The organism is Halomonas sp. ND22Bw (genome assembly GCF_003011945.1).
Lineage (GTDB): Bacteria > Pseudomonadota > Gammaproteobacteria > Pseudomonadales > Halomonadaceae > Halomonas > Halomonas halophila.
In genome coordinates, this window is record NZ_PXWD01000001.1 from 592,974 (window position 1) to 610,949 (window position 17,976).

Genomic DNA, 17,976 nt, shown 5'->3' on the forward strand with positions numbered 1-17,976 from the left:
GCAAGTTAGCCATGGTTGACTGCGCCGGCCGCTACCCCCGAACTCACCATCGAGACGACGTCATATGGATATTCGCAAGGTCAAGAAGCTGATCGAGCTGCTGGAAGAGTCGAACATCAGCGAGATCGAGATCCAGGAAGGCGAAGAGTCTGTGCGCATCAGCCGTCACCCCAACGGCACCGCCTACCCGCAGCCGGCCGCTCCCGCCTGGCCGGCCGCACCGGCCCAGCCCGCCGCGCCGGCCCCGCAGGCACCGGCCGCTGCCGCCGAGCCCGCCGCCGAGCAGGCGCCGGCCTACCAGGGCCAGGAAGTGCTGTCGCCGATGGTCGGCACCTTCTACCGCGCCCCGGCCCCGGGCGCCAAGCCCTTCGCCGAAGTCGGCCAGAGCGTGAAGAAGGGTGAAACCATCTGCATCGTCGAGGCGATGAAGATGATGAACCAGATCGAGGCCGATCGTGACGGCGTCATCGAGGCCTTCCTGGTCGACGACGGCGAGCCGGTCGAATTCGAGCAGCCGATGGTCGTCATCTCCTGATCCCTTCACCCACATTGGCGGACCCCATCATGCTGGACAAGGTTCTCATCGCCAATCGCGGCGAGATCGCTCTGCGAATCCTGCGCGCCTGCAAGGAGCTCGGCATCCGCACGGTCGCGGTGCACTCCAAGGCCGACCGCGACCTGATGCACGTGCGCCTGGCCGACGAGGCCGTGTGCATCGGCCCGGCCTCCTCCGCGCAGTCCTACCTCAACATCCCGGCGCTGATCAGCGCCGCCGAGGTCACCGACTCGAGCGCCATCCACCCCGGCTACGGCTTCCTCTCGGAGAACGCCGACTTCGCCGAGCAGGTGGAACGCTCCGGCTTCACCTTCATCGGCCCCCGCGCCGAGACCATTCGCCTGATGGGCGACAAGGTCAGCGCCATCGAGGCCATGAAGAAGGCCGGCGTGCCGACCGTGCCGGGCTCCAACGGCCCGCTGGGCGACGACGAGGGCGAGATCCTCGCCACCGCGCGGCGCATCGGCTATCCGGTGATCATCAAGGCGGCCGCCGGCGGCGGTGGACGCGGCATGCGCGTGGTGCACACCGAGGGCCACCTGCTCTCCGCGGTGACCGTGACCCGCACCGAGGCCCACTCGGCCTTCGGCGACGGCACCGTCTACATGGAGAAGTTCCTCGAGAACCCGCGCCACGTCGAGGTCCAGGTGCTGGCCGACGGCCAGGGCAACGCCATCCACCTCTATGACCGCGACTGCTCGCTGCAGCGCCGTCACCAGAAGGTGCTCGAGGAAGCACCGGCCCCGGGCCTCGATCCGGACGCCCGTGCCCAGGTGCTCAAGGCCTGTACCGACGCCTGCATCGAGATCGGCTACCGCGGCGCCGGCACCTTCGAGTTCCTGTACGAGAACGGCCAGTTCTTCTTCATCGAGATGAACACCCGCGTGCAGGTCGAGCACCCGGTCACCGAAATGGTCACCGGCGTCGACATCGTCCGCGAACAGCTGCGCATCGCCTCCGGCCTGCCGCTGTCCGTCAGCCAGGACGAGATCGAGCTCAGTGGTCACGCCTTCGAGTGCCGCATCAACGCCGAAGACGCCCGGACCTTCATGCCCTCCCCGGGCAAGGTCACCCTCTACCACCCGCCGGGTGGCATCGGGGTGCGCATGGACTCCCACGTCTACACCGGCTACTCGGTGCCGCCGCACTACGACTCCCTGATCGGCAAGCTGATCACCTGGGGCGTCGACCGCGAGACGGCGCTGACCCGCATGCGCAACGCCCTGGACGAGCTGCTGGTCGAAGGCATCAAGACCAACACCGACCTGCACAAGGATCTGGTCCGCGACGGCTATTTCCAGCAGGGCGGCGTCAACATCCACTACCTGGAGAAGAAGCTGGGCCTCTGAGCCCGGTCGACACTCCTCCGGCAGCGGGGCGGCTTGGCCGCCCCGCCGTCGTTTCCTCACGCGATTCCCGGGAGTTCCCATGCCCTGGCTGCAACTCAAGGCCCGCATCGCCCCCGAGCAGGCCGACCTGCTCGAGGAACTGCTGCTGGACGAAGGCGCCACCGCCATCACCCTCCAGGACGCCCAGGACGACCCGCTGTTCGAACCCGAGCGAGGCACCACACCGCTGTGGGACGAGACGGTGCTGACCGGCCTCTACGACGATCTCGAGGGCCTGCCCGCGATGCTCGAACGCCTGGCCGGCGCCTGGTCCGAGGCCATGCCCGGCGAGCCCTGCCCCGAGATCGAGCACGAGCTGCTCGACGATCGCGACTGGGAGCGCGCCTGGATGGACGACTTCGAGCCCCTGCAGATGGGCCAGAAGCTGTGGATCGTGCCGAGCTGGCATGAGGCGCCGGACCCCCAGGCGGTCAACCTGCATCTCGATCCCGGCCTGGCCTTCGGCACCGGCACCCACCCCACCACGGCGCTGTGCCTTTCGTGGCTCGACGGCCTGGCCGTGGCCGGCGAGCTCGACGGCCGCGAGGTGCTGGACGTGGGCTGCGGTTCCGGCATTCTCGCCATCGCCGCGCTCAAGCTCGGCGCGAGCTCGGCCCGGGGCACCGACATCGATCCCCAGGCGCTCGCCGCCAGCCGCGACAACGCCGAGCGCAACGGCGTCGAGGAAGACGACTTCGCGCTCCACTACCCGGAGCAGCTCGACGCCGCGGCGCGCTTCCCCGTGGTGATCGCCAACATCCTGGCCGGCCCGCTGGTCGAGCTGTCCGGCGAGATCGCCGGGCGCGTGGCGCCGGGCGGCCGCCTGGCGCTGTCCGGCATCCTCGAGGCCCAGGCCGACGAGGTGCGCGAGGCCTACGAGGCGCGCGGCCTGATCATGGACGAGCCCGAAGTGCGCGAGGGCTGGGTGCGCCTCACCGGACGCCGCGCCGCCGACGGCTGATCGGCCGGGCGTCGCCCGGGGCAGGCACTGCCATGTCGGGCGACGCTCTGCCGCACACCGATCCTTCACCCAGGCCATCGGGGGGCGTATGATATGTCCCCCCTTCGAACCATCGATCTCGACCATGCCCGACTCACGTCCCCTGCCGCGCATCGGCTCTCATGCGTTGCCGAACCGGGTGATCCTGGCCCCCATGGCCGGCGTCACCGACCGCCCCTTCCGCGCGCTCTGCCGGCGGCTGGGCGCGGGCCTGGTGGTGGGCGAGATGGTGACCTCGGACCCGAATCTGTGGCACACCCGCAAGTCGCGGCTGCGCATGGACCATCGCGGCGAGCCCGGCCCCCGCGCCGTGCAGATCGCCGGCGGCGACGCCGAGATGCTCGCCGAGGCGGCACGGCTCAACGCCGAGATGGGCGCCGAGATCATCGACATCAACATGGGCTGTCCGGCCAAGAAGGTCTGCAACAAGGCCGCCGGCTCGGCGCTGCTGCGGGACGAGGCGCTGGTGGCCGAAATCCTCGAATCGGTGGTCGCCGCGGTGGACGTGCCGGTGACGCTGAAGATCCGCACCGGCTGGTGCGCCGACAGCAACAACGGCGTGCGGGTGGCGAAGCTGGCCGAGAACGCCGGCATCCAGGCGCTGGCCGTGCACGGCCGTCACCGCCAGCAGCGCTACGGCGGCGAGGCCGAGTACGACACCATCGCCGCCATCAAGGCCGCGGTGAAGCTGCCGATCTTCGCCAACGGCGATGTCGACTCGCCCGAGAAGGCCCGCCACGTCCTCGACTATACTGGGGCGGATGCGGTGATGATCGGCCGCGGCGCCCAGGGCAACCCCTGGATCTTCCGCGAGATCGATCACTACCTGCGACACGGCCAGCGCCTCGCGGCGCCCGACGACGCCGAACGCGCGGCGGTGCTCCACGGCCACCTGGTGGCCCTGCACGACTTCTATGGCGAGCACATGGGGGTGCGCATCGCCCGCAAGCATCTCGGCTGGTACCTGGCCGGCGATGCACGCCTCGACGACGACGGACGACGTGCCCTGCGCGCCACCTTCAATGGCCTGGACAGCCCCGCTGACCAGTGCCGCTTCATCGACGAACTCTTTCGTCATGACCCCGCCACGGCGCCGCACCGTGTCGCCCGGGCCATGACGCCAGATGGAACCTGTGCCGCATGACCAGCAGCCAAGCCCTTGACCAGAATTCCGCGCTGACCGAGCTGGACGCCCGAGCCTCCCGGCGCCTCGACGAGGCCGACGGCAGCGCGCTGAGCCCCCACGGCGACATGCCCCTGCGCGAGGCCGTCGACGCCGCCATGCGACGCTACTTCGACCACCTCGACGGCGGCGACGTCACCGACCTTCACGCCATGGTGATGGCCGAGGTCGAGGCGCCGCTGCTGGCCTCGGTGCTCGAGAACGCCCAGGGCAACCAGACCCGCGCCGCCGAGATGCTCGGCCTCAACCGCGGCACCCTGCGCAAGAAGCTCAAGCACTACGGGCTGATCTGAATTCCCGCGAGGGCGCCATCGAGCGCCCTCGCTTGCGTTTCGATGTTCCCTCAACGCCCAACAGAGTGACCTTCATGTCCCAAGCCTCTTCCACTCCGGTCCGTCGCGCCCTGATCAGCGTGTCCGACAAGACCGGCATCGTCGACTTCGCCCGCGGCCTCAGCGACCAGGGCGTCGAGCTGCTCTCCACCGGCGGCACCTTCCGCCTGCTGCAGGAGAACGGCATTCCGGTCACCGAGGTCTCCGAGCACACCGGCTTCCCCGAGATCATGGATGGCCGCGTCAAGACCCTGCATCCGAAGATCCACGGCGGCATCCTCGGCCGTCGCGGCCAGGACGACGCGGTGATGGCCGAGCACGACATCGCGCCGATCGACATGGTGGTGGTCAACCTGTATCCGTTCTCGGCCACCGTGGCGCGTCCGGACTGCAGCCTCGAGGACGCCATCGAGAACATCGACATCGGCGGCCCGACCATGGTCCGCTCCTGCGCCAAGAACCACGCCTACACCACCATCGTGGTCGACGCCGGCGATTACGGCCGCGTGCTCGAGGAAGTCGCTCAGGGCGGCATGCAGCAGGCCACCCGCTTCGACCTGGCGGTCAAGGCCTTCGAGCACACCGCCGGCTACGACGCCGCCATCGCCGATTACCTCGGCCAGCGCGTCGAGGGCGGCGAGGACGGCTTCCCGCGCACCTACAACCTGCAGTTCCACAAGAAGCAGTCCATGCGCTACGGCGAGAATCCGCACCAGTCCGCGGCCTTCTACGTCGAGCCGAACTGCCAGGAGCCGAGCGTCTCCACCGCCGAGACCCTGCAGGGCAAGCCGCTGTCGTTCAACAACGTGGCCGACACCGACGCCGCGCTGGAGTGCGTGAAGAGCTTCGCCGAGACCGCCTGCGTGATCGTCAAGCACGCCAACCCGTGCGGCGTGGCCGTCGGCGCCAGCCAGCTCGAGGCCTACGACAAGGCCTTCGCCACCGACCCGACCAGTGCCTTCGGCGGCATCATCGCCTTCAACACCCCGCTGGACACCGAGACCGCCCGCGCCATCATCGACCGCCAGTTCGTCGAGGTGATCATCGCCCCCGGCGTTGAGGACGCGGCCCGCGAGATCGTCGCCGAGAAGAAGAACGTGCGCCTGCTCGACATCTCCGCGCACTGGCCCGGCGAGCGCGAGCACGCCCACGACCTCAAGCGCGTCACCGGCGGCCTGCTGGTCCAGGACCGCGACCTGGGCATGGTCGGCCGCGACGAGCTGACCGTGGTCACCGAGCGCGTTCCCTCGGAGCAGGAAATGCGTGACCTGGCCTTCGCCTGGAAGGTCGGCAAGTACGTCAAGTCCAACGCCATCGTCTACGTCAAGGACGGCCAGACCATCGGCGTGGGCGCCGGCCAGATGAGCCGCGTCTACTCGGCCAAGATCGCCGGCGTCAAGGCCGCCGACGAAGGCCTGTCCGTACCCGGTTCGGTGATGGCCAGCGATGCCTTCTTCCCGTTCCGCGACGGCATCGACGCCGCCGCCAAGGCCGGCATCACCGCGGTGATCCAGCCCGGCGGCTCCATGCGCGACCAGGAAGTGATCGACGCCGCCAACGAGGCCGGCATCGCCATGGTGTTCACCGGCATGCGCCACTTCCGCCACTGAGCGGAGAGGAAAACGCTGGAGCTCGGCCATGCGTCGTTGAAAAGCGGCATCAAGATGCTCATTTGCTAAAGCAAACTCCGCTCTTTCGCCGCTTTTCGCCTAGCCTGACCTTCGCCCAGCCGTTTTCTCTGGTATCTGGAAACAAACACCCCGCCGAGCATGCTCGGCGGGGTGTTTGTTTCCAGCTTCCAGGCGCGCAGGGCCGATCTTCAGGCTTCCGGTCTAGCCACCGAGGTCGATGCACAGGTACTTGGTCTCGAGGAACTCCTCGATGCCCTGATGACCGCCCTCACGACCGAGGCCGGAGGCCTTGACCCCGCCGAAGGGCGCCGCGGCGTTGGAGATCAGCCCGGTGTTGATGCCGACCATGCCGTACTCCAGCGCCTCGGAGACGCGCCATACGCGTCCCAGGTCGCGGGAATAGAAGTAGGAGGCCAGGCCGAACTCGGTGTCGTTGGCCATGGCCACGGCATCCTCTTCGTCGTCGAAGGGGAAGACCGCGGCCAGCGGGCCGAAGGTCTCCTCGGTGGCGACCTTCATGCTGTCGTTGGCGGCGTTGATCAGGGTCGGCGTGAAGAAGTTGCCGCCCAGCGGATGCGGATGGCCGCCGAGCAGCAGCTCGGCGCCGTGGTCCACGGCGTCCTGGACGTGCTCGGAGACCTTGGCCACCGCCTTGTCGTCGATCAGCGGGCCGATATTGACGCCTGACTGGGTGCCGTCCCCCACCTTGAGCTCGCTGTTCATGGCCACCGCCAGCTTCTCGCAGAAGGCGTTGACCACGCTGGACTGCACCAGGAAGCGGTTGGTGCACACGCAGGTCTGGCCGGCGTTGCGGAACTTGGCGGCCATGGCGCCTTCCACGGCGGCGTCGAGATCGGCGTCCTCGAACACGATGAAGGGCGCGTTGCCGCCGAGCTCCAGCGAGATCTTCTGCACGTGGCGCGAGGCCTGGCTCATCAGCTCGCGGCCCACCTCGGTGGAGCCGGTGAAGGTGATCTTGCGCACCACCGGGGACTCGGTCAGCGCCGCGGCGATCTCCGAGGCACGTCCGGGGACCACGTTGAACACGCCGCGCGGCACCCCGGCGCGCTCGGCCAGGAGCGCCAGCGCGGTGGCGGAGAACGGCGTCTGGCTGGCCGGCTTGACCACGAAGGTGCAGCCCGCGGCCAGCGCGGCGCCGGCCTTGCGCGTGATCATCGCCGCCGGGAAGTTCCACGGCGTGATGGCGCCGACCACGCCGATCGGCTGCTTGGTGACCAGGATGCGCTGCTGGGACTGAGCGGCGGGAATGGTCTCGCCGTAGACCCGGCGGGCCTCCTCGGCGAACCAGCGCAGGAAGCTCGCCGCATAGGCGATCTCGCCGGCGGCTTCCTTGAGCGGCTTGCCCTGTTCGAAGGTCATGATCATGGCCAGGTCGTCCTGATGCTCGAGCATCAGGTCGTGCCACTTCATCAGGATATCGGCCCGTTCCTGGGCGGTGAGGGCACGCCAGGCCGGCAGGGCCGCGTCGGCGGCGGCGATGGCGCGCTCTGTCTCGGCGCGGCCGAGCCGGGGCACGTCGCCCATCGGCTCACCGGTGGCGGGATTGATCACGTTGATCTGCTCGCCGCTGTCGGCGGCGACCCAGCTGCCGTCGATGTAGGCGAACGGGCAGTAGAGCTGGGTTTCCTTCAGGGCTTCCATGGTTGACTCCTGGCGTGCGGCCTTGCGGGGATGCACCTCATGCTAAGCGCAAGCCCCCCGACACGCCAACCGCTCATCCATGAGCGATCTTCAACCCTTCGCGCGGCGATCCCCCTGCGTCTCAACCCTCGCGCCGCGCCTCGCGGGAGTCGGAGAGCGTGATCGACACCGAGTCGGCGAAGCGCAGGGCATGGGGCTTGTCGATCTCGACCTGAGCGGCGAGCACCTGCTCGTAGCTCATCACCAGGTCGAGCACCTCACGGGTCATGCGCTCCAGCAGCTGGAAGCGATGCCCCTCCACGTGGGCGATCACTTCCTTGGTGATGGTGCGATAGTTCAGCGCCTGCTCGATGTGATTGAAGGCCACCGCCTTGTCGGCGCGATAGCGGATCACCATGTTGATCACCACGTCCTGGCGATTCTGGATCTCCTCTTCCTTGATGCCGACATGGGTCCTCAGGCGCAGATCCTTGATACGGATCGTGGCCAGATCGTGATCGAGGTGCTCGTCGCCCAGCGCGTGCAGTGGCATATCGCTCTCCTTCGCGGCCTCAGCGGCCTTGAACCAGGGTCAGGAACTCCTGGCGCGTGCTCTGGTGCTCGCGGAAGGCACCGAGCATCACCGAGGAGGTCATGCTGGAATTCTGTTTCTCGACGCCGCGCATCATCATGCACAAGTGACGCGCCTCGACGACCACGGCCACGCCGCGGGCTTCGGTGACCTGCTGCACCGCTTCGGCGATCTGGCGCGTCAGGTTCTCCTGGATCTGCATGCGACGGGCGTACATGTCCACGATCCGGGCGAACTTGGACAGCCCCAGCACCTTGCCCCGCGGCAGATAGGCGATGTGGCACTTGCCGATGAACGGCAGCAGGTGATGCTCGCACATCGAGTACAGCTCGATGTCCTTCACCAGCACCATCTCGTCGGTCTCGGAGGCGAAGACCGCGCCGTTGACGATCTCCTCCAGCGACTGCTGATAGCCGTGGTTGAGGAACTGCATGGCCTTGGCGGCCCGCTTGGGGGTGTCACGGAGCCCCTCGCGTTCGGGGTCCTCTCCCAGTCCCTCGATGATCTGGCGGTAGTGGTTGGCGAGATGTTCGGTCATGGTCAGGCCCCATGCAGAGTCGTGATGTCGGTGCGTCGGCGATGGCCCGGCCACACCTTATACATAAATTATTCAAAAAACCGCTTTTGTACAACCAGCGGCTCGGGGAACGCATTATTCTAGCGCAAGGCGCCGCCCGACGCAGTGCCATGGCGGCCTCGGCATCCGATTGGAGCGACGCCATGTCGCGCCAGGGCGGCTTCTTGCCGCCGATGGCTATGGTAGAGTTGGGCCGACCCTCTTCTTTCGACCCGCTGCCTGCCGAGCACCGACATGTTCAAGCCGACGATCCTGCTGATGGCAACTGCCCTGACCCTGCCGAGCCTGGCGATGGGCGACACCCTCTCCCTGCCCGCCGACGCTCGGGTCGCCATGGCCCTGGTCGATGACCTCACCCTCGACGCCGAGACCCCGCGCCTCGACGACGTGGTGATGCACCCGGTCCACAGCGAGCGGGGCAGCCACCGCCTTCCCGACTACTGCGTCGTCACCGGCGATGCCCGGCGCAACGGCGAGCGCGTGCGGCTGACCGCCAGCGCCCTGACCTGCATCGAGACCGCCGGCGCCGACAGCGCCATCTATAGCGGCGAACTCACTGCCGGCGCCTACGACGCGGACGGCGACTTCGGCCTCGCGGCTTGCCAGGGCGACCGCTGCCGGCTGACGCCGGATGACGTCTTCGTGCTGACGCTGACCCGGCCGCTGAGCCTGGAACAGCAGGCGAACCCCTCCGCGGAGATCAACGCCCGTCGCCGCCAGCACGACGCCGACGAGGCCGCCGACCAGCCGTAACCGGCACTCAGGCGATCAGGCGGCGACAAGGCGCTGTGTGAAAAGTCGGCGAGCGAAGGTTAGGGCTAGGCCCGTTCCCGACGGGCCAACGCACTTCCCACCTCCCTGTGGGTCGCAAGGCAAAAATTAGCGAAAAGGCGGAGTTTACGATCGGTAAATGAGCATTTTGATCGGACTCGCGCCCGAGCTGATTGTTAACACCGTATAACCAAGCGCAGACACTTTTCGGGCAGTGCCTAGGACAGCCAGCGGGCCGTGCCGTCCAGCATCACCCGCTGCTGTTCGAGCTCGCGCAGGTGAGCGTCCCAGTAGCCGGCATCCGCCAGCCACGGGAATGCCTGGGGAAAGGCCGGATCCTCCCAGCGCGCCACCAGCCAGGCGCTGTGGCGCATCAGCCGCAGCGCACGCAGCGGCTCCACCAGCGCCAGCTCGCCACGATCGAAGTCGCGATGCTGCTCATAGCCCTCGATCACTTCGGAGAGCTGCATCTGGCGTTCGCCCTCGTCCTCGGCGGTGAGCAGCATCCACAGGTCCTGCACCGCGGGTGCCATCAGGCAGTCGTCGAAGTCCACCAGCGCGAAGTGCTCGTCGCGGCCCAGCATGTTGCCCAGGTGGCAGTCGCCCTGGACCCGCAGCTGTCGTGCCGGCCAGTCCCGGGCGCCGAGCGCCTCGATCAGGCCCCGGCTGATGCGCTCGTAAGCGGGGCGCTGATGATCCGTCAGCCAGCGGCTGGCCAGCACCGTCTCGGCGGCCTCCTCGGCCATCGCCCGCGGCGCCAGGTGGCGACGATGCACGAAGGCCCGGCGCTCGCCCACCGCGTGCACGGCGCCGATGGTCTCGCCGAGGGCGAACAGGTGCTCGGGATGGTCCAGCTCCGGCGCCTGGCCGGGCAGATGGGGAAACAGCGCGAAGCGGAAGTCGTCGTGGCGGTGCAGGCTCGCCCCCGCGTCATCGCGCCAGGGGGCGGCCACCGTCACACCGGCCGCCTCGAGCTCGGCCAGGAAGTCGTGCTCCTCCTGGATCTGGGCGTCGGTCCAGCGGCCCGGGCGATAGAACTTGACCACCCAGCGGCGACGCTCGTCGTCATGCACCAGGTAGACCCGGTTCTCGTAGCTGTTGAGCGCGAAGGGCTCGCCCGGCAGCCAGAAGCCCAGGGACTCCACCGCCGCCACGACCCGGGCGGGCTCGAGGCGAGCAAAGGGATGAATCGCATCGGTCATGGGCGTTCTCGTCGCAGGCAAAACGCCATGGTAACAAAGCCGCCCGGCCTGCCGCGCCGGCGGCCTGGAAATCGTCCCCGCGCCTGCCCTATGCTGGTGCCTCCATCGGCACGGTGCCCGATGCACTTCACGGACATCCCGGCCGGAGACACGCCATGGAACTGCTTACCTGGATCACCTACCTCGGCGTGATCGTCGCCCTGATCATCTTCCCCGGCCCGGTGGCGCTGCTCTGCACCAGCCACGGCCTGCGCTTCGGCCGCCGCCGCGCCACGGCCACCGTGTGCGGCGGCACCCTGGCCTCGCTGGCCCTGATGGTGCTGTCGTCGCTGGGCCTCGGTGCCATCTTGGCCGCCTCGGAGACCGCCTTCCACGTGCTGAAGCTCCTCGGCGGCGCCTATCTCGTGATCCTCGGCCTTCAGGCCTGGCGCCGCTCCGGCGACGACTCGCCGCTGGACGCCCCGGACGCCACCGAGGCGCCTCCGTCCGCGAACACCTCCAGCCTCCGCCTGTTCCGCCAGGGCTTCCTGGTCGGCATCAGCAATCCCAAGGATCTGCTGTTCTTCGCCGCCCTGTTCCCCAACTTCATCGACGTGGGTGAGCCCCAGCTGGCGCAGTTCGCCATCCTCGCCGCCACCTGGGCGGTGATCGACCTCAGCCTGATGTGGCTCTACGCCGCCATGGGATCGGGCCTCGGCCAGTGGTTCCGTCATCCCGGCCGTGCCAGGGGCTTTCATCGTGCCACCGGCGGCCTGTTCATGGCCGCCGGTGGCTCGCTAATCGCCACGTCGCATTGATCCCGTTTCCTTCCCTCGCGAAAGGCCTGCCGCCGTGTATCGACTGCATATCGCCAACAAGAACTACTCATCCTGGTCGCTGCGCCCCTGGCTGCTGATGAGCGAGCTGGCCATTCCCTTCGAGGAACGGCTGACGCCCTTCGACGCCGATGCGAACTGGGCCTCGTTTCGCGCCTTCTCGCCCACCGGCCAGGTGCCCTGCCTGATCGACGGCGAGATCGCCGTCTGGGACTCCCTCGCCATCGTCGAGTATCTGGCCGAACACCATCCCGGCGTGTGGCCGGCGGCGGCCGACGCTCGCGCCTGGGCGCGATCGGCCTGCGCCGAGATGCACTCCGGCTTCCGGGCACTGCGAGACGAATGCCCCATGAACTGCGGGCTGCGCGTGCGGGTCACGACGCTTTCCGAGCCGCTGAGGCACGACCTGGCGCGTCTGGAAGAGCTCTGGGCGCAAGGGCTGGAGACGTTCGGCGGACCCTTCCTGGCCGGAGGAACATTCACCGCGGTGGACGCCTTCTTCGCCCCGGTCGCCTTTCGCGTGCAGGGCTTTGACCTGCCCCTCGGCGCGGCCACCCGCGGCTACGTCGAGCGGCTGCTGGCCCTGCCCGGAACGCAGGCCTGGTACCGGGCCGCCCTCGCCGAGCCCTGGCGCGACGAACCCCACGAGCGCGAGACCCTGGCCGCCGGCGAGCGGCTGGTCGACCACCGCGACGCCTCCCCGGCCTGATCCCCCGGCAAGGCCGCTAGGCGCTGCCGTGCCCCGGCGGCGTTCTCGCGATCGCCCACGCTTCAATGTCCTCGGCGCCCGCCCGGCGACAGGCCCGGGCCAGGGCGTCGAGGGTGGCGCCGGTGGTCATGACGTCATCGAGCAGCGCCACCCGAGGCGGCAGCGTTTCGGACACATCAAAGGCCCCGCGCAGGTTGCCCCGCCGCCCTCGCCGGTCGAGGCCCCGCTGGCTCGGCGTATCCTTCGTCCGCCGGGCCATGACGAGTGGCACCTCGAGCCTCGCCGCCAGCCGTTCGGCCAGCCAGCGGCCCTGGTCGAAGCCGCGCTCACGGGCGCGTCGCGGATGCAGCGGCACGGCGATCAGCGCCTGGGGCGGCGCGATGCCAGCCTGGCCCTCTTTCATCCCCTCTTTCATCCCCTCCTCCAGCAGCGTCAACAGCAGCGTGCCGGCCCGCGGCGAGGCATGGAACTTGAAACGCTGCATCAGCCCCGCCACCTCGCCCTCGTAGCGCAGCGGTACCCGGGCGCGAAGGTAGGCCGGCGGCCGACGCAGGCAGCGGCCACAGGGCCGTGGGGTGATGGTAGCCGGGAGCGACTCGGCGCAGACCGGGCAGGCCATGCGATTCCAGGGCAGCGCCGCGTGGCAGGCGGCGCACCAGGGGCGGCCGGACTCGCAGGCCGCCAGGCAGAAGGCGCAGCGGCCCGGCAGGACGCGACGCAGCCAGTCGTCAACCTCATGTCGCCACAAGGTTGACATGCCGACCTGCCTCCGTACCCTATCGGTCAACTCACGTATTCGTGCCAAGTTGACCATAAGCGAGCCCCTCATGCCTGCCCAGCCCCACGACAACGCCCCGGTTGATCTGACCCTAGCCAGTCGTCCGGACCTTCGCCACGACTGGTCCCTCGAGGAGATCGAGGCGCTGTTCGCGCTGCCCTTCAACGACCTGATGTTCCGCGCCCAGCAGGTCCACCGCGCGCACTTCGATGCCAACGCCGTGCAGGTCTCCACCCTGCTGTCGATCAAGACCGGCGCCTGCCCGGAGGACTGCAAGTACTGCCCTCAGTCCGGCCACTACAACACCGGGCTCGGCAAGGAGAAGCTGCTCGAGATCGAGAAGGTGGTGAACCAGGCCAAGGCCGCCAAGGAGGCCGGCGCCAGCCGCTTCTGCATGGGCGCCGCCTGGCGCAGCCCGCGCGAAAAGGATCTCGAGGTGGTCATGGAGATGGTCAGCCAGGTCAAGGCGCTGGGGCTCGAGACCTGCATGACCCTGGGCATGGTCGACGTCGATCAGGCCAAGCGCCTGTCCGAGGCCGGGCTCGACTACTACAACCACAACCTCGATACCTCGCCGGACTACTACGGTGAGATCATCACCACCCGCACCTACGCCGACCGCCTGGATACCCTGGCCAACGTGCGCGAGGCGGGCATGAAGGTCTGCTCCGGCGGCATCCTGGGCATGGGCGAGGCGCCCCGCGACCGCGCCGCCCTGCTCCAGCAGCTGGTGCGCCTGGAGCCGCATCCCGAGTCGGTGCCGATCAACATGCTGGTCAAGGTGCCGGGCACCCCGATGGAGCACGCCGAGGACCTGGACCCGCTGGAGTTCATCCGCGCCATCGCCGTGGCCCGCATCCTGATGCCGAAGAGCCACGTGCGCCTGTCCGCCGGCCGCGAGCAGATGGACGAGTCCACCCAGGCCATGGCCTTCCTGGCCGGCGCCAACTCGATCTTCTACGGCGACACCCTGCTGACCACCGGCAACCCCCAGGTGGAGCGCGACCGGGCGCTGTTCGACAAGCTCGGCCTGCACCCGGAGCAGCGCGAGACCTGCGCCGACGACGAGAAGACCGAGGCCGCCCTGGAAGCCGCCATGCGCGAGCGCCAGGACGACGCCCTGTTCTACGACGCCACCGGAGCCTGACCCCATGGCCGAGACCTGGTCGCGTCGCCTGGCCGAGCGGGCCGAGACCCGCCGCGCCGCAGGGCTGTGGCGCACCCGGCCTACCGTAGGGCCGGCGGACGGCCGGCTCGACTTCGCCGGCAACGACTATCTCGGCCTCGCCCGTGACCCGCGGCTCGCCGAGGCCCAGGCCGAGGGCGCGCGGCGCTTCGGCGCCGGCGGCCGGGCGTCGCACCTGGTGTGCGGCCATCAGCAGATTCACGAGGCGCTGGAGCAGCGCCTCGCCGCGCTCACCGGCCGCCCCCGGGCGCTGCTGTTCTCCACCGGCTACATGGCCAACCTGGGCGTGCTGCAGGCGCTGTGCGATCGCCATACGCCGGTCTTCCAGGATCGTCTCAATCACGCCTCGCTGATCGACGGCGCCCGGCTGGCCGGCGCGCCCTCGCGGCGCTTCCACCACCGCGACCTCGATGACCTCGAACGCCTGCTGGCCCGCGCCCCGAGCGACGCCCCGGCGCTGGTGGTCAGCGACGGCGTGTTCAGCATGGACGGCGACGTGGCCGACGTGGCGGGGCTTTCCGCCACCGCCCGCCGCCACGACGCCTGGCTGATGATCGACGACGCCCACGGCCTGGGCGTGCTCGGCGAGGTGGGCGACGGCTGCGCCGGCCGGACCCACGGCGTCGATGACGTGCCGGTGCTGGTCGGCACCCTGGGCAAGGCGCTGGGCAGCGCCGGCGCCTTCGTGGCCGGCGACGAGGCGCTGATCGAGCATCTCGTGCAGTTCGCCCGGCCCTACGTCTACACCACCGCCCAGCCGCCAGGCGTGGCGGCGGCGACCCTGGCCGCCCTCGACGTGCTGGAGGCCGAGCCCGAGCGGCGCGCCCGGCTGCACGAGCGCATCGCGCGCTTCCGCCGGGAAGCCGCCACCCTAGGCCTGACGCTGGACGAATCGACCACGCCGATCCAGCCGCTGCGCCTCGGCGACAGCGCGCGCACACTGCGCTGGGCCGCCCGGCTGGGCGACGCGGGCCTGCGGGTCGGCGCCATCCGCGCCCCGACGGTGCCGAAAGGCGAGGCGCGGCTGCGCATCACGCTCTCCGCCGCCCACGACGACGACGCCCTGGACGCCCTGCTCGACGAGCTGGCCGCCTGCCAGCGTGAGGAGGCCGCATGAGCGAATCGGCAGACAACAAGCTGGTGCTGCTCAGCGGCTGGGGCTGCGACGCGCGAATCTGGCAGGCGCTCGACGGCCACTGGCCGAGCGGGCTCGAGGTCACCACGCCGGAGTGGCCGGGCTACGGCGAGCGCGACGCCCTAGAGGATCCCGCCTCGCTGGACGAACTGGCCGAGGCCATGGCCAACGATCTGCCGAGCGACGCCGTCTGGGTCGGCTGGTCGCTGGGCGGCCTGCTGGCAGGCGCCCTGCTCGACCGCCTGCCGGCACCCCGCGCCCTGGTGCTGCTCGGCATGAGCGAGCGCTTCCCGCATCCCGAGGGCGTCAGCCGCGCCGCCCTGGCCCAGTTTCGCAAGGCCTTCCGGCGCGACCCGGCGGGAACCCACACCCACTTCCTGCGCTGGCAGCTCGGCGGCGAGCCGTCGCCCCGGGCCGCCCATCGCCGGCTGCGCGCCCTGCTCGGCGATGACGCCAGCGCCGACACCGCGACCCTGGCCGCGGGGCTCGCCCAGCTCGCCGAGATCGACAACGCCGAGCGCCTCGCCTCGCCGCCCTGCCCGGTGCATCGGCTGGCGGGCGAGGCCGACCCGCTGCTGGCTCCGGCAGAGCGCCAGCGGGCCGACCTGCGACTGCCCGAGGCCGGCCACTGCCCGCTGATCAGCCAGCCGGCACAGCTCGCCCACGCGCTGGCCGCCATCGCCGAGGCACCCGAGCGCACGACGCTTTCCGGGGCCAGGGCCGAGACGGCCCGGGAGCCCACGCCATGACCGCCCAGCCGAGCCACGCCGTCGACGCGCGCACCGTCGACGAGCAAAACGATCAGAGGAATCGCGACTGGCGCGCCCGGGTCGCCCACGCCTTCTCCCGGGCCGCGCCGTACTATCATGAACGCGCCCGGGCACAGCAGGCCATGGCCGAGCGATTGATCGAACGGCTGCCCGACCGTGCCGGCGCCGTGCTGGACCTGGGCTGCGGCCCCGGCGACCTGACCGCCGAGCTGGCCACACGCTTCGGTGCCGACGCCACCATCCACGGCCTCGACCTGGCGCCGGGCATGCTCACCGAGGCCCGCCGCCGCCACAGCGAGGCCATTCACTGGCTGTGCGCCGACGCCGCCGACCTGCCGCTGCCGAGCGGCAGCCTCGATCTGGTGGTCTCCAATCTGGCGATCCAGTGGTGCCCGGACCTGGACGCCGTGCTGGCCGACGTCCGGCGGGTGCTGCGCCCCGGCGGTCGCGCGCTGATCAACACCCTGGCACCGGGCACGCTTTCCGAGGTCGGCCAGGCCTGGCAGCGCCCCGCCGCCCTGCTCGACTTCCGCGACGCCGGCCACCATCGCCGCGCCGCCCACGAGGCCGGCTTCCGCCGCGTCGAGGTCACGGAGCGCATCGAACGCTTCCACTATCCCGACCTGTCCGCGGTGATGGCCTCGATCAAGGGCGTGGGCGCCCAGGTGGCCCGCGACGGCGCCCGGCTCTCGCGCACCGACGTCGCCCGCGCCGCCCGCCGCTTCGAAGCGCTGCGCACCGAGGACGGCCTGCCTGTCTCCTACCAACTTCTGACGCTGGACCTGGAACGCTGAGATGACCGCCTACTTCGTGACCGGCACCGACACCGACGCCGGCAAGACCCTCGTCGCCAGCGGCCTGCTGGCCCAGGCCCGCCGCCGCGGGCTGACCACTCTCGGGCTCAAGCCCGTGGCCTCCGGCTGCGACGCCACCGCCGAGGGGTTGCGCAACATCGACGCCCTGACCCTGCAGGCCCAGAGCGAACCGGCCACGCCCTACGCCGTCATCAACCCCTACACCTATGCGCCGCCCATCGCGCCTCACCTGGCCGCCCGACAGATCGGCGAGCGGCCGACGATCGACGCCCTGGCCGACCACGTCGCCGCACCGCTGGCCGAGCGACGCGACCTGACGCTGATCGAGGGCGCCGGCGGCTGGCGCGTACCGCTCAACGACGAGGAGGACCTCGCCGGCTTGGCGCGGCACCTCGAGCTGCCGGTAATCCTGGTGGTGGGGCTCAAGCTCGGCTGCCTGAACCATGCCCGCCTCACCGCCGAGGCGATCCGCGCCGACGGCCTGCGCGTGGCCGGCTGGGTAGGCAACCTGATCGACCCCGACTTCTCTGCCGACGAGGCCTGCTATCGCGACAACCTGGCCACCCTCGAGCGCACCCTGAACGCGCCCTGCCTCGGCATCGTGCCGCGCCTGGATGCCGACACCCCGGACGCCCGCGCCGCTGCGGCCGCCGATCACCTGGAGTTGCCCGACGACGATTGACTTGCCGCAAGGCGTCCGTAAAATAATGACGCCTGCCTGACCCGTGCGGATGTGGTGGAATTGGTAGACACGCCAGATTTAGGTTCTGGTGCCTTCGGGCGTGGGAGTTCAAGTCTCCCCATCCGCACCATTCTGAATGAGGTGTGACGGTATTTACCTGACAGTCGGCCGCTGAAAAGCAAAGTGGCCATAGTGCCCCCCGTGGGTTATAGA

The 17,976-nt window shown here is 69.6% G+C and carries 19 protein-coding genes and 1 tRNA gene; 15 read left to right on the top strand and 5 right to left on the bottom strand.

What is annotated here, in order from left to right:
- Positions 1-64: 64 nt before the first annotated feature.
- The 6 genes from accB (at position 65) to purH (ending at position 6,069) form a co-directional block, all read left to right on the top strand.
- Entirely contained in the window at positions 65-535 is a 471-nt protein-coding gene (accB, locus tag CVH10_RS02780) for an acetyl-CoA carboxylase biotin carboxyl carrier protein (RefSeq protein ID WP_035599669.1), read from the top strand.
- Positions 536-564: 29 nt separating this feature from the next.
- Positions 565-1,905 (top strand): acetyl-CoA carboxylase biotin carboxylase subunit, encoded by a 1,341-nt coding sequence (gene accC, locus CVH10_RS02785; protein ID WP_035599672.1) that lies wholly within the window; start codon positions 565-567, stop codon positions 1,903-1,905.
- A gap of 79 nt (positions 1,906-1,984) precedes the next feature.
- A complete protein-coding gene (prmA, locus tag CVH10_RS02790; RefSeq protein WP_035599674.1) occupies positions 1,985-2,905 on the top strand; it encodes a 50S ribosomal protein L11 methyltransferase in 921 nt (306 codons plus the stop codon).
- A gap of 124 nt (positions 2,906-3,029) precedes the next feature.
- Entirely contained in the window at positions 3,030-4,088 is a 1,059-nt protein-coding gene (gene dusB / locus CVH10_RS02795) for a tRNA dihydrouridine synthase DusB (RefSeq protein WP_081945903.1), read from the top strand.
- A 107-nt stretch (positions 4,089-4,195) separates the two neighbouring features.
- Positions 4,196-4,420, top strand: coding sequence for a DNA-binding transcriptional regulator Fis (gene fis / locus CVH10_RS02800; RefSeq protein WP_235207488.1), 225 nt, complete (start codon positions 4,196-4,198; stop codon positions 4,418-4,420).
- Between the two features lie 74 nt (positions 4,421-4,494).
- Entirely contained in the window at positions 4,495-6,069 is a 1,575-nt protein-coding gene (gene purH / locus CVH10_RS02805; RefSeq protein ID WP_106487745.1) for a bifunctional phosphoribosylaminoimidazolecarboxamide formyltransferase/IMP cyclohydrolase, read from the top strand.
- Between the two features lie 222 nt (positions 6,070-6,291).
- Here the strand turns inward: purH and CVH10_RS02810 are convergent, their stop codons facing one another.
- The 3 genes from CVH10_RS02810 to folE form a co-directional block, all read right to left on the bottom strand.
- Positions 6,292-7,752 carry an NAD-dependent succinate-semialdehyde dehydrogenase gene (locus CVH10_RS02810; protein WP_035599680.1) on the bottom strand — a complete coding sequence of 487 codons (1,461 nt, stop codon included), beginning with the start codon at positions 7,750-7,752 and terminating at the stop codon, positions 6,292-6,294.
- Positions 7,753-7,873: 121 nt separating this feature from the next.
- Positions 7,874-8,284 carry a dihydroneopterin triphosphate 2'-epimerase gene (gene folX / locus CVH10_RS02815; protein ID WP_052052603.1) on the bottom strand — a complete coding sequence of 137 codons (411 nt, stop codon included), beginning with the start codon at positions 8,282-8,284 and terminating at the stop codon, positions 7,874-7,876.
- A gap of 19 nt (positions 8,285-8,303) precedes the next feature.
- Positions 8,304-8,861, bottom strand: coding sequence for a GTP cyclohydrolase I FolE (gene folE, locus CVH10_RS02820; protein ID WP_035599683.1), 558 nt, complete (start codon positions 8,859-8,861; stop codon positions 8,304-8,306).
- A 273-nt stretch (positions 8,862-9,134) separates the two neighbouring features.
- On the opposite strand from folE, the gene CVH10_RS02825 reads away from it, so the two are divergent.
- Positions 9,135-9,653 (top strand): hypothetical protein, encoded by a 519-nt coding sequence (locus CVH10_RS02825; RefSeq protein WP_035599686.1) that lies wholly within the window; start codon positions 9,135-9,137, stop codon positions 9,651-9,653.
- A gap of 236 nt (positions 9,654-9,889) precedes the next feature.
- On the opposite strand, the gene CVH10_RS02830 is transcribed toward CVH10_RS02825, so the two are convergent.
- The gene (locus CVH10_RS02830) at positions 9,890-10,873 is read right to left on the bottom strand and encodes a serine/threonine protein kinase (RefSeq protein WP_035599689.1); all 984 of its coding nucleotides are present in this window, start codon (positions 10,871-10,873) and stop codon (positions 9,890-9,892) included.
- Between the two features lie 155 nt (positions 10,874-11,028).
- On the opposite strand from CVH10_RS02830, the gene CVH10_RS02835 reads away from it, so the two are divergent.
- On the top strand, positions 11,029-11,670 hold the full coding sequence (locus CVH10_RS02835; RefSeq protein ID WP_106487746.1) for a LysE family translocator: 642 nt from the start codon (positions 11,029-11,031) through the stop codon (positions 11,668-11,670).
- A gap of 34 nt (positions 11,671-11,704) precedes the next feature.
- A complete protein-coding gene (locus CVH10_RS02840) occupies positions 11,705-12,397 on the top strand; it encodes a glutathione S-transferase family protein (RefSeq protein WP_106487747.1) in 693 nt (230 codons plus the stop codon).
- 16 nt (positions 12,398-12,413) lie between these two features.
- Here the strand turns inward: CVH10_RS02840 and CVH10_RS02845 are convergent, their stop codons facing one another.
- The gene (locus CVH10_RS02845) at positions 12,414-13,154 is read right to left on the bottom strand and encodes a phosphoribosyltransferase family protein (protein ID WP_369335713.1); all 741 of its coding nucleotides are present in this window, start codon (positions 13,152-13,154) and stop codon (positions 12,414-12,416) included.
- Positions 13,155-13,224: 70 nt separating this feature from the next.
- On the opposite strand from CVH10_RS02845, the gene bioB reads away from it, so the two are divergent.
- The 6 genes from bioB to CVH10_RS02875 all read left to right on the top strand — a co-directional run bounded on the left by bioB (position 13,225) and on the right by CVH10_RS02875 (position 17,893).
- A complete protein-coding gene (gene bioB, locus CVH10_RS02850; protein WP_181244341.1) occupies positions 13,225-14,322 on the top strand; it encodes a biotin synthase BioB in 1,098 nt (365 codons plus the stop codon).
- 4 nt (positions 14,323-14,326) lie between these two features.
- The gene (bioF, locus tag CVH10_RS02855) at positions 14,327-15,478 is read left to right on the top strand and encodes an 8-amino-7-oxononanoate synthase (RefSeq protein ID WP_106487748.1); all 1,152 of its coding nucleotides are present in this window, start codon (positions 14,327-14,329) and stop codon (positions 15,476-15,478) included.
- Entirely contained in the window at positions 15,475-16,245 is a 771-nt protein-coding gene (locus tag CVH10_RS02860; protein ID WP_106487749.1) for an alpha/beta fold hydrolase, read from the top strand. Before bioF ends, CVH10_RS02860 begins: the two co-directional genes overlap by 4 nt.
- A complete protein-coding gene (locus tag CVH10_RS02865; RefSeq protein ID WP_106487750.1) occupies positions 16,242-17,060 on the top strand; it encodes a malonyl-ACP O-methyltransferase in 819 nt (272 codons plus the stop codon). Before CVH10_RS02860 ends, CVH10_RS02865 begins: the two co-directional genes overlap by 4 nt.
- Before the next feature lies 1 nt (position 17,061).
- Positions 17,062-17,763: a dethiobiotin synthase gene (gene bioD / locus CVH10_RS02870; protein WP_106487751.1), complete on the top strand. Its 702-nt coding sequence runs from the start codon at positions 17,062-17,064 to the stop codon at positions 17,761-17,763.
- A gap of 45 nt (positions 17,764-17,808) precedes the next feature.
- Positions 17,809-17,893 (top strand) — tRNA-Leu (locus CVH10_RS02875).
- Positions 17,894-17,976: the final 83 nt, after the last annotated feature.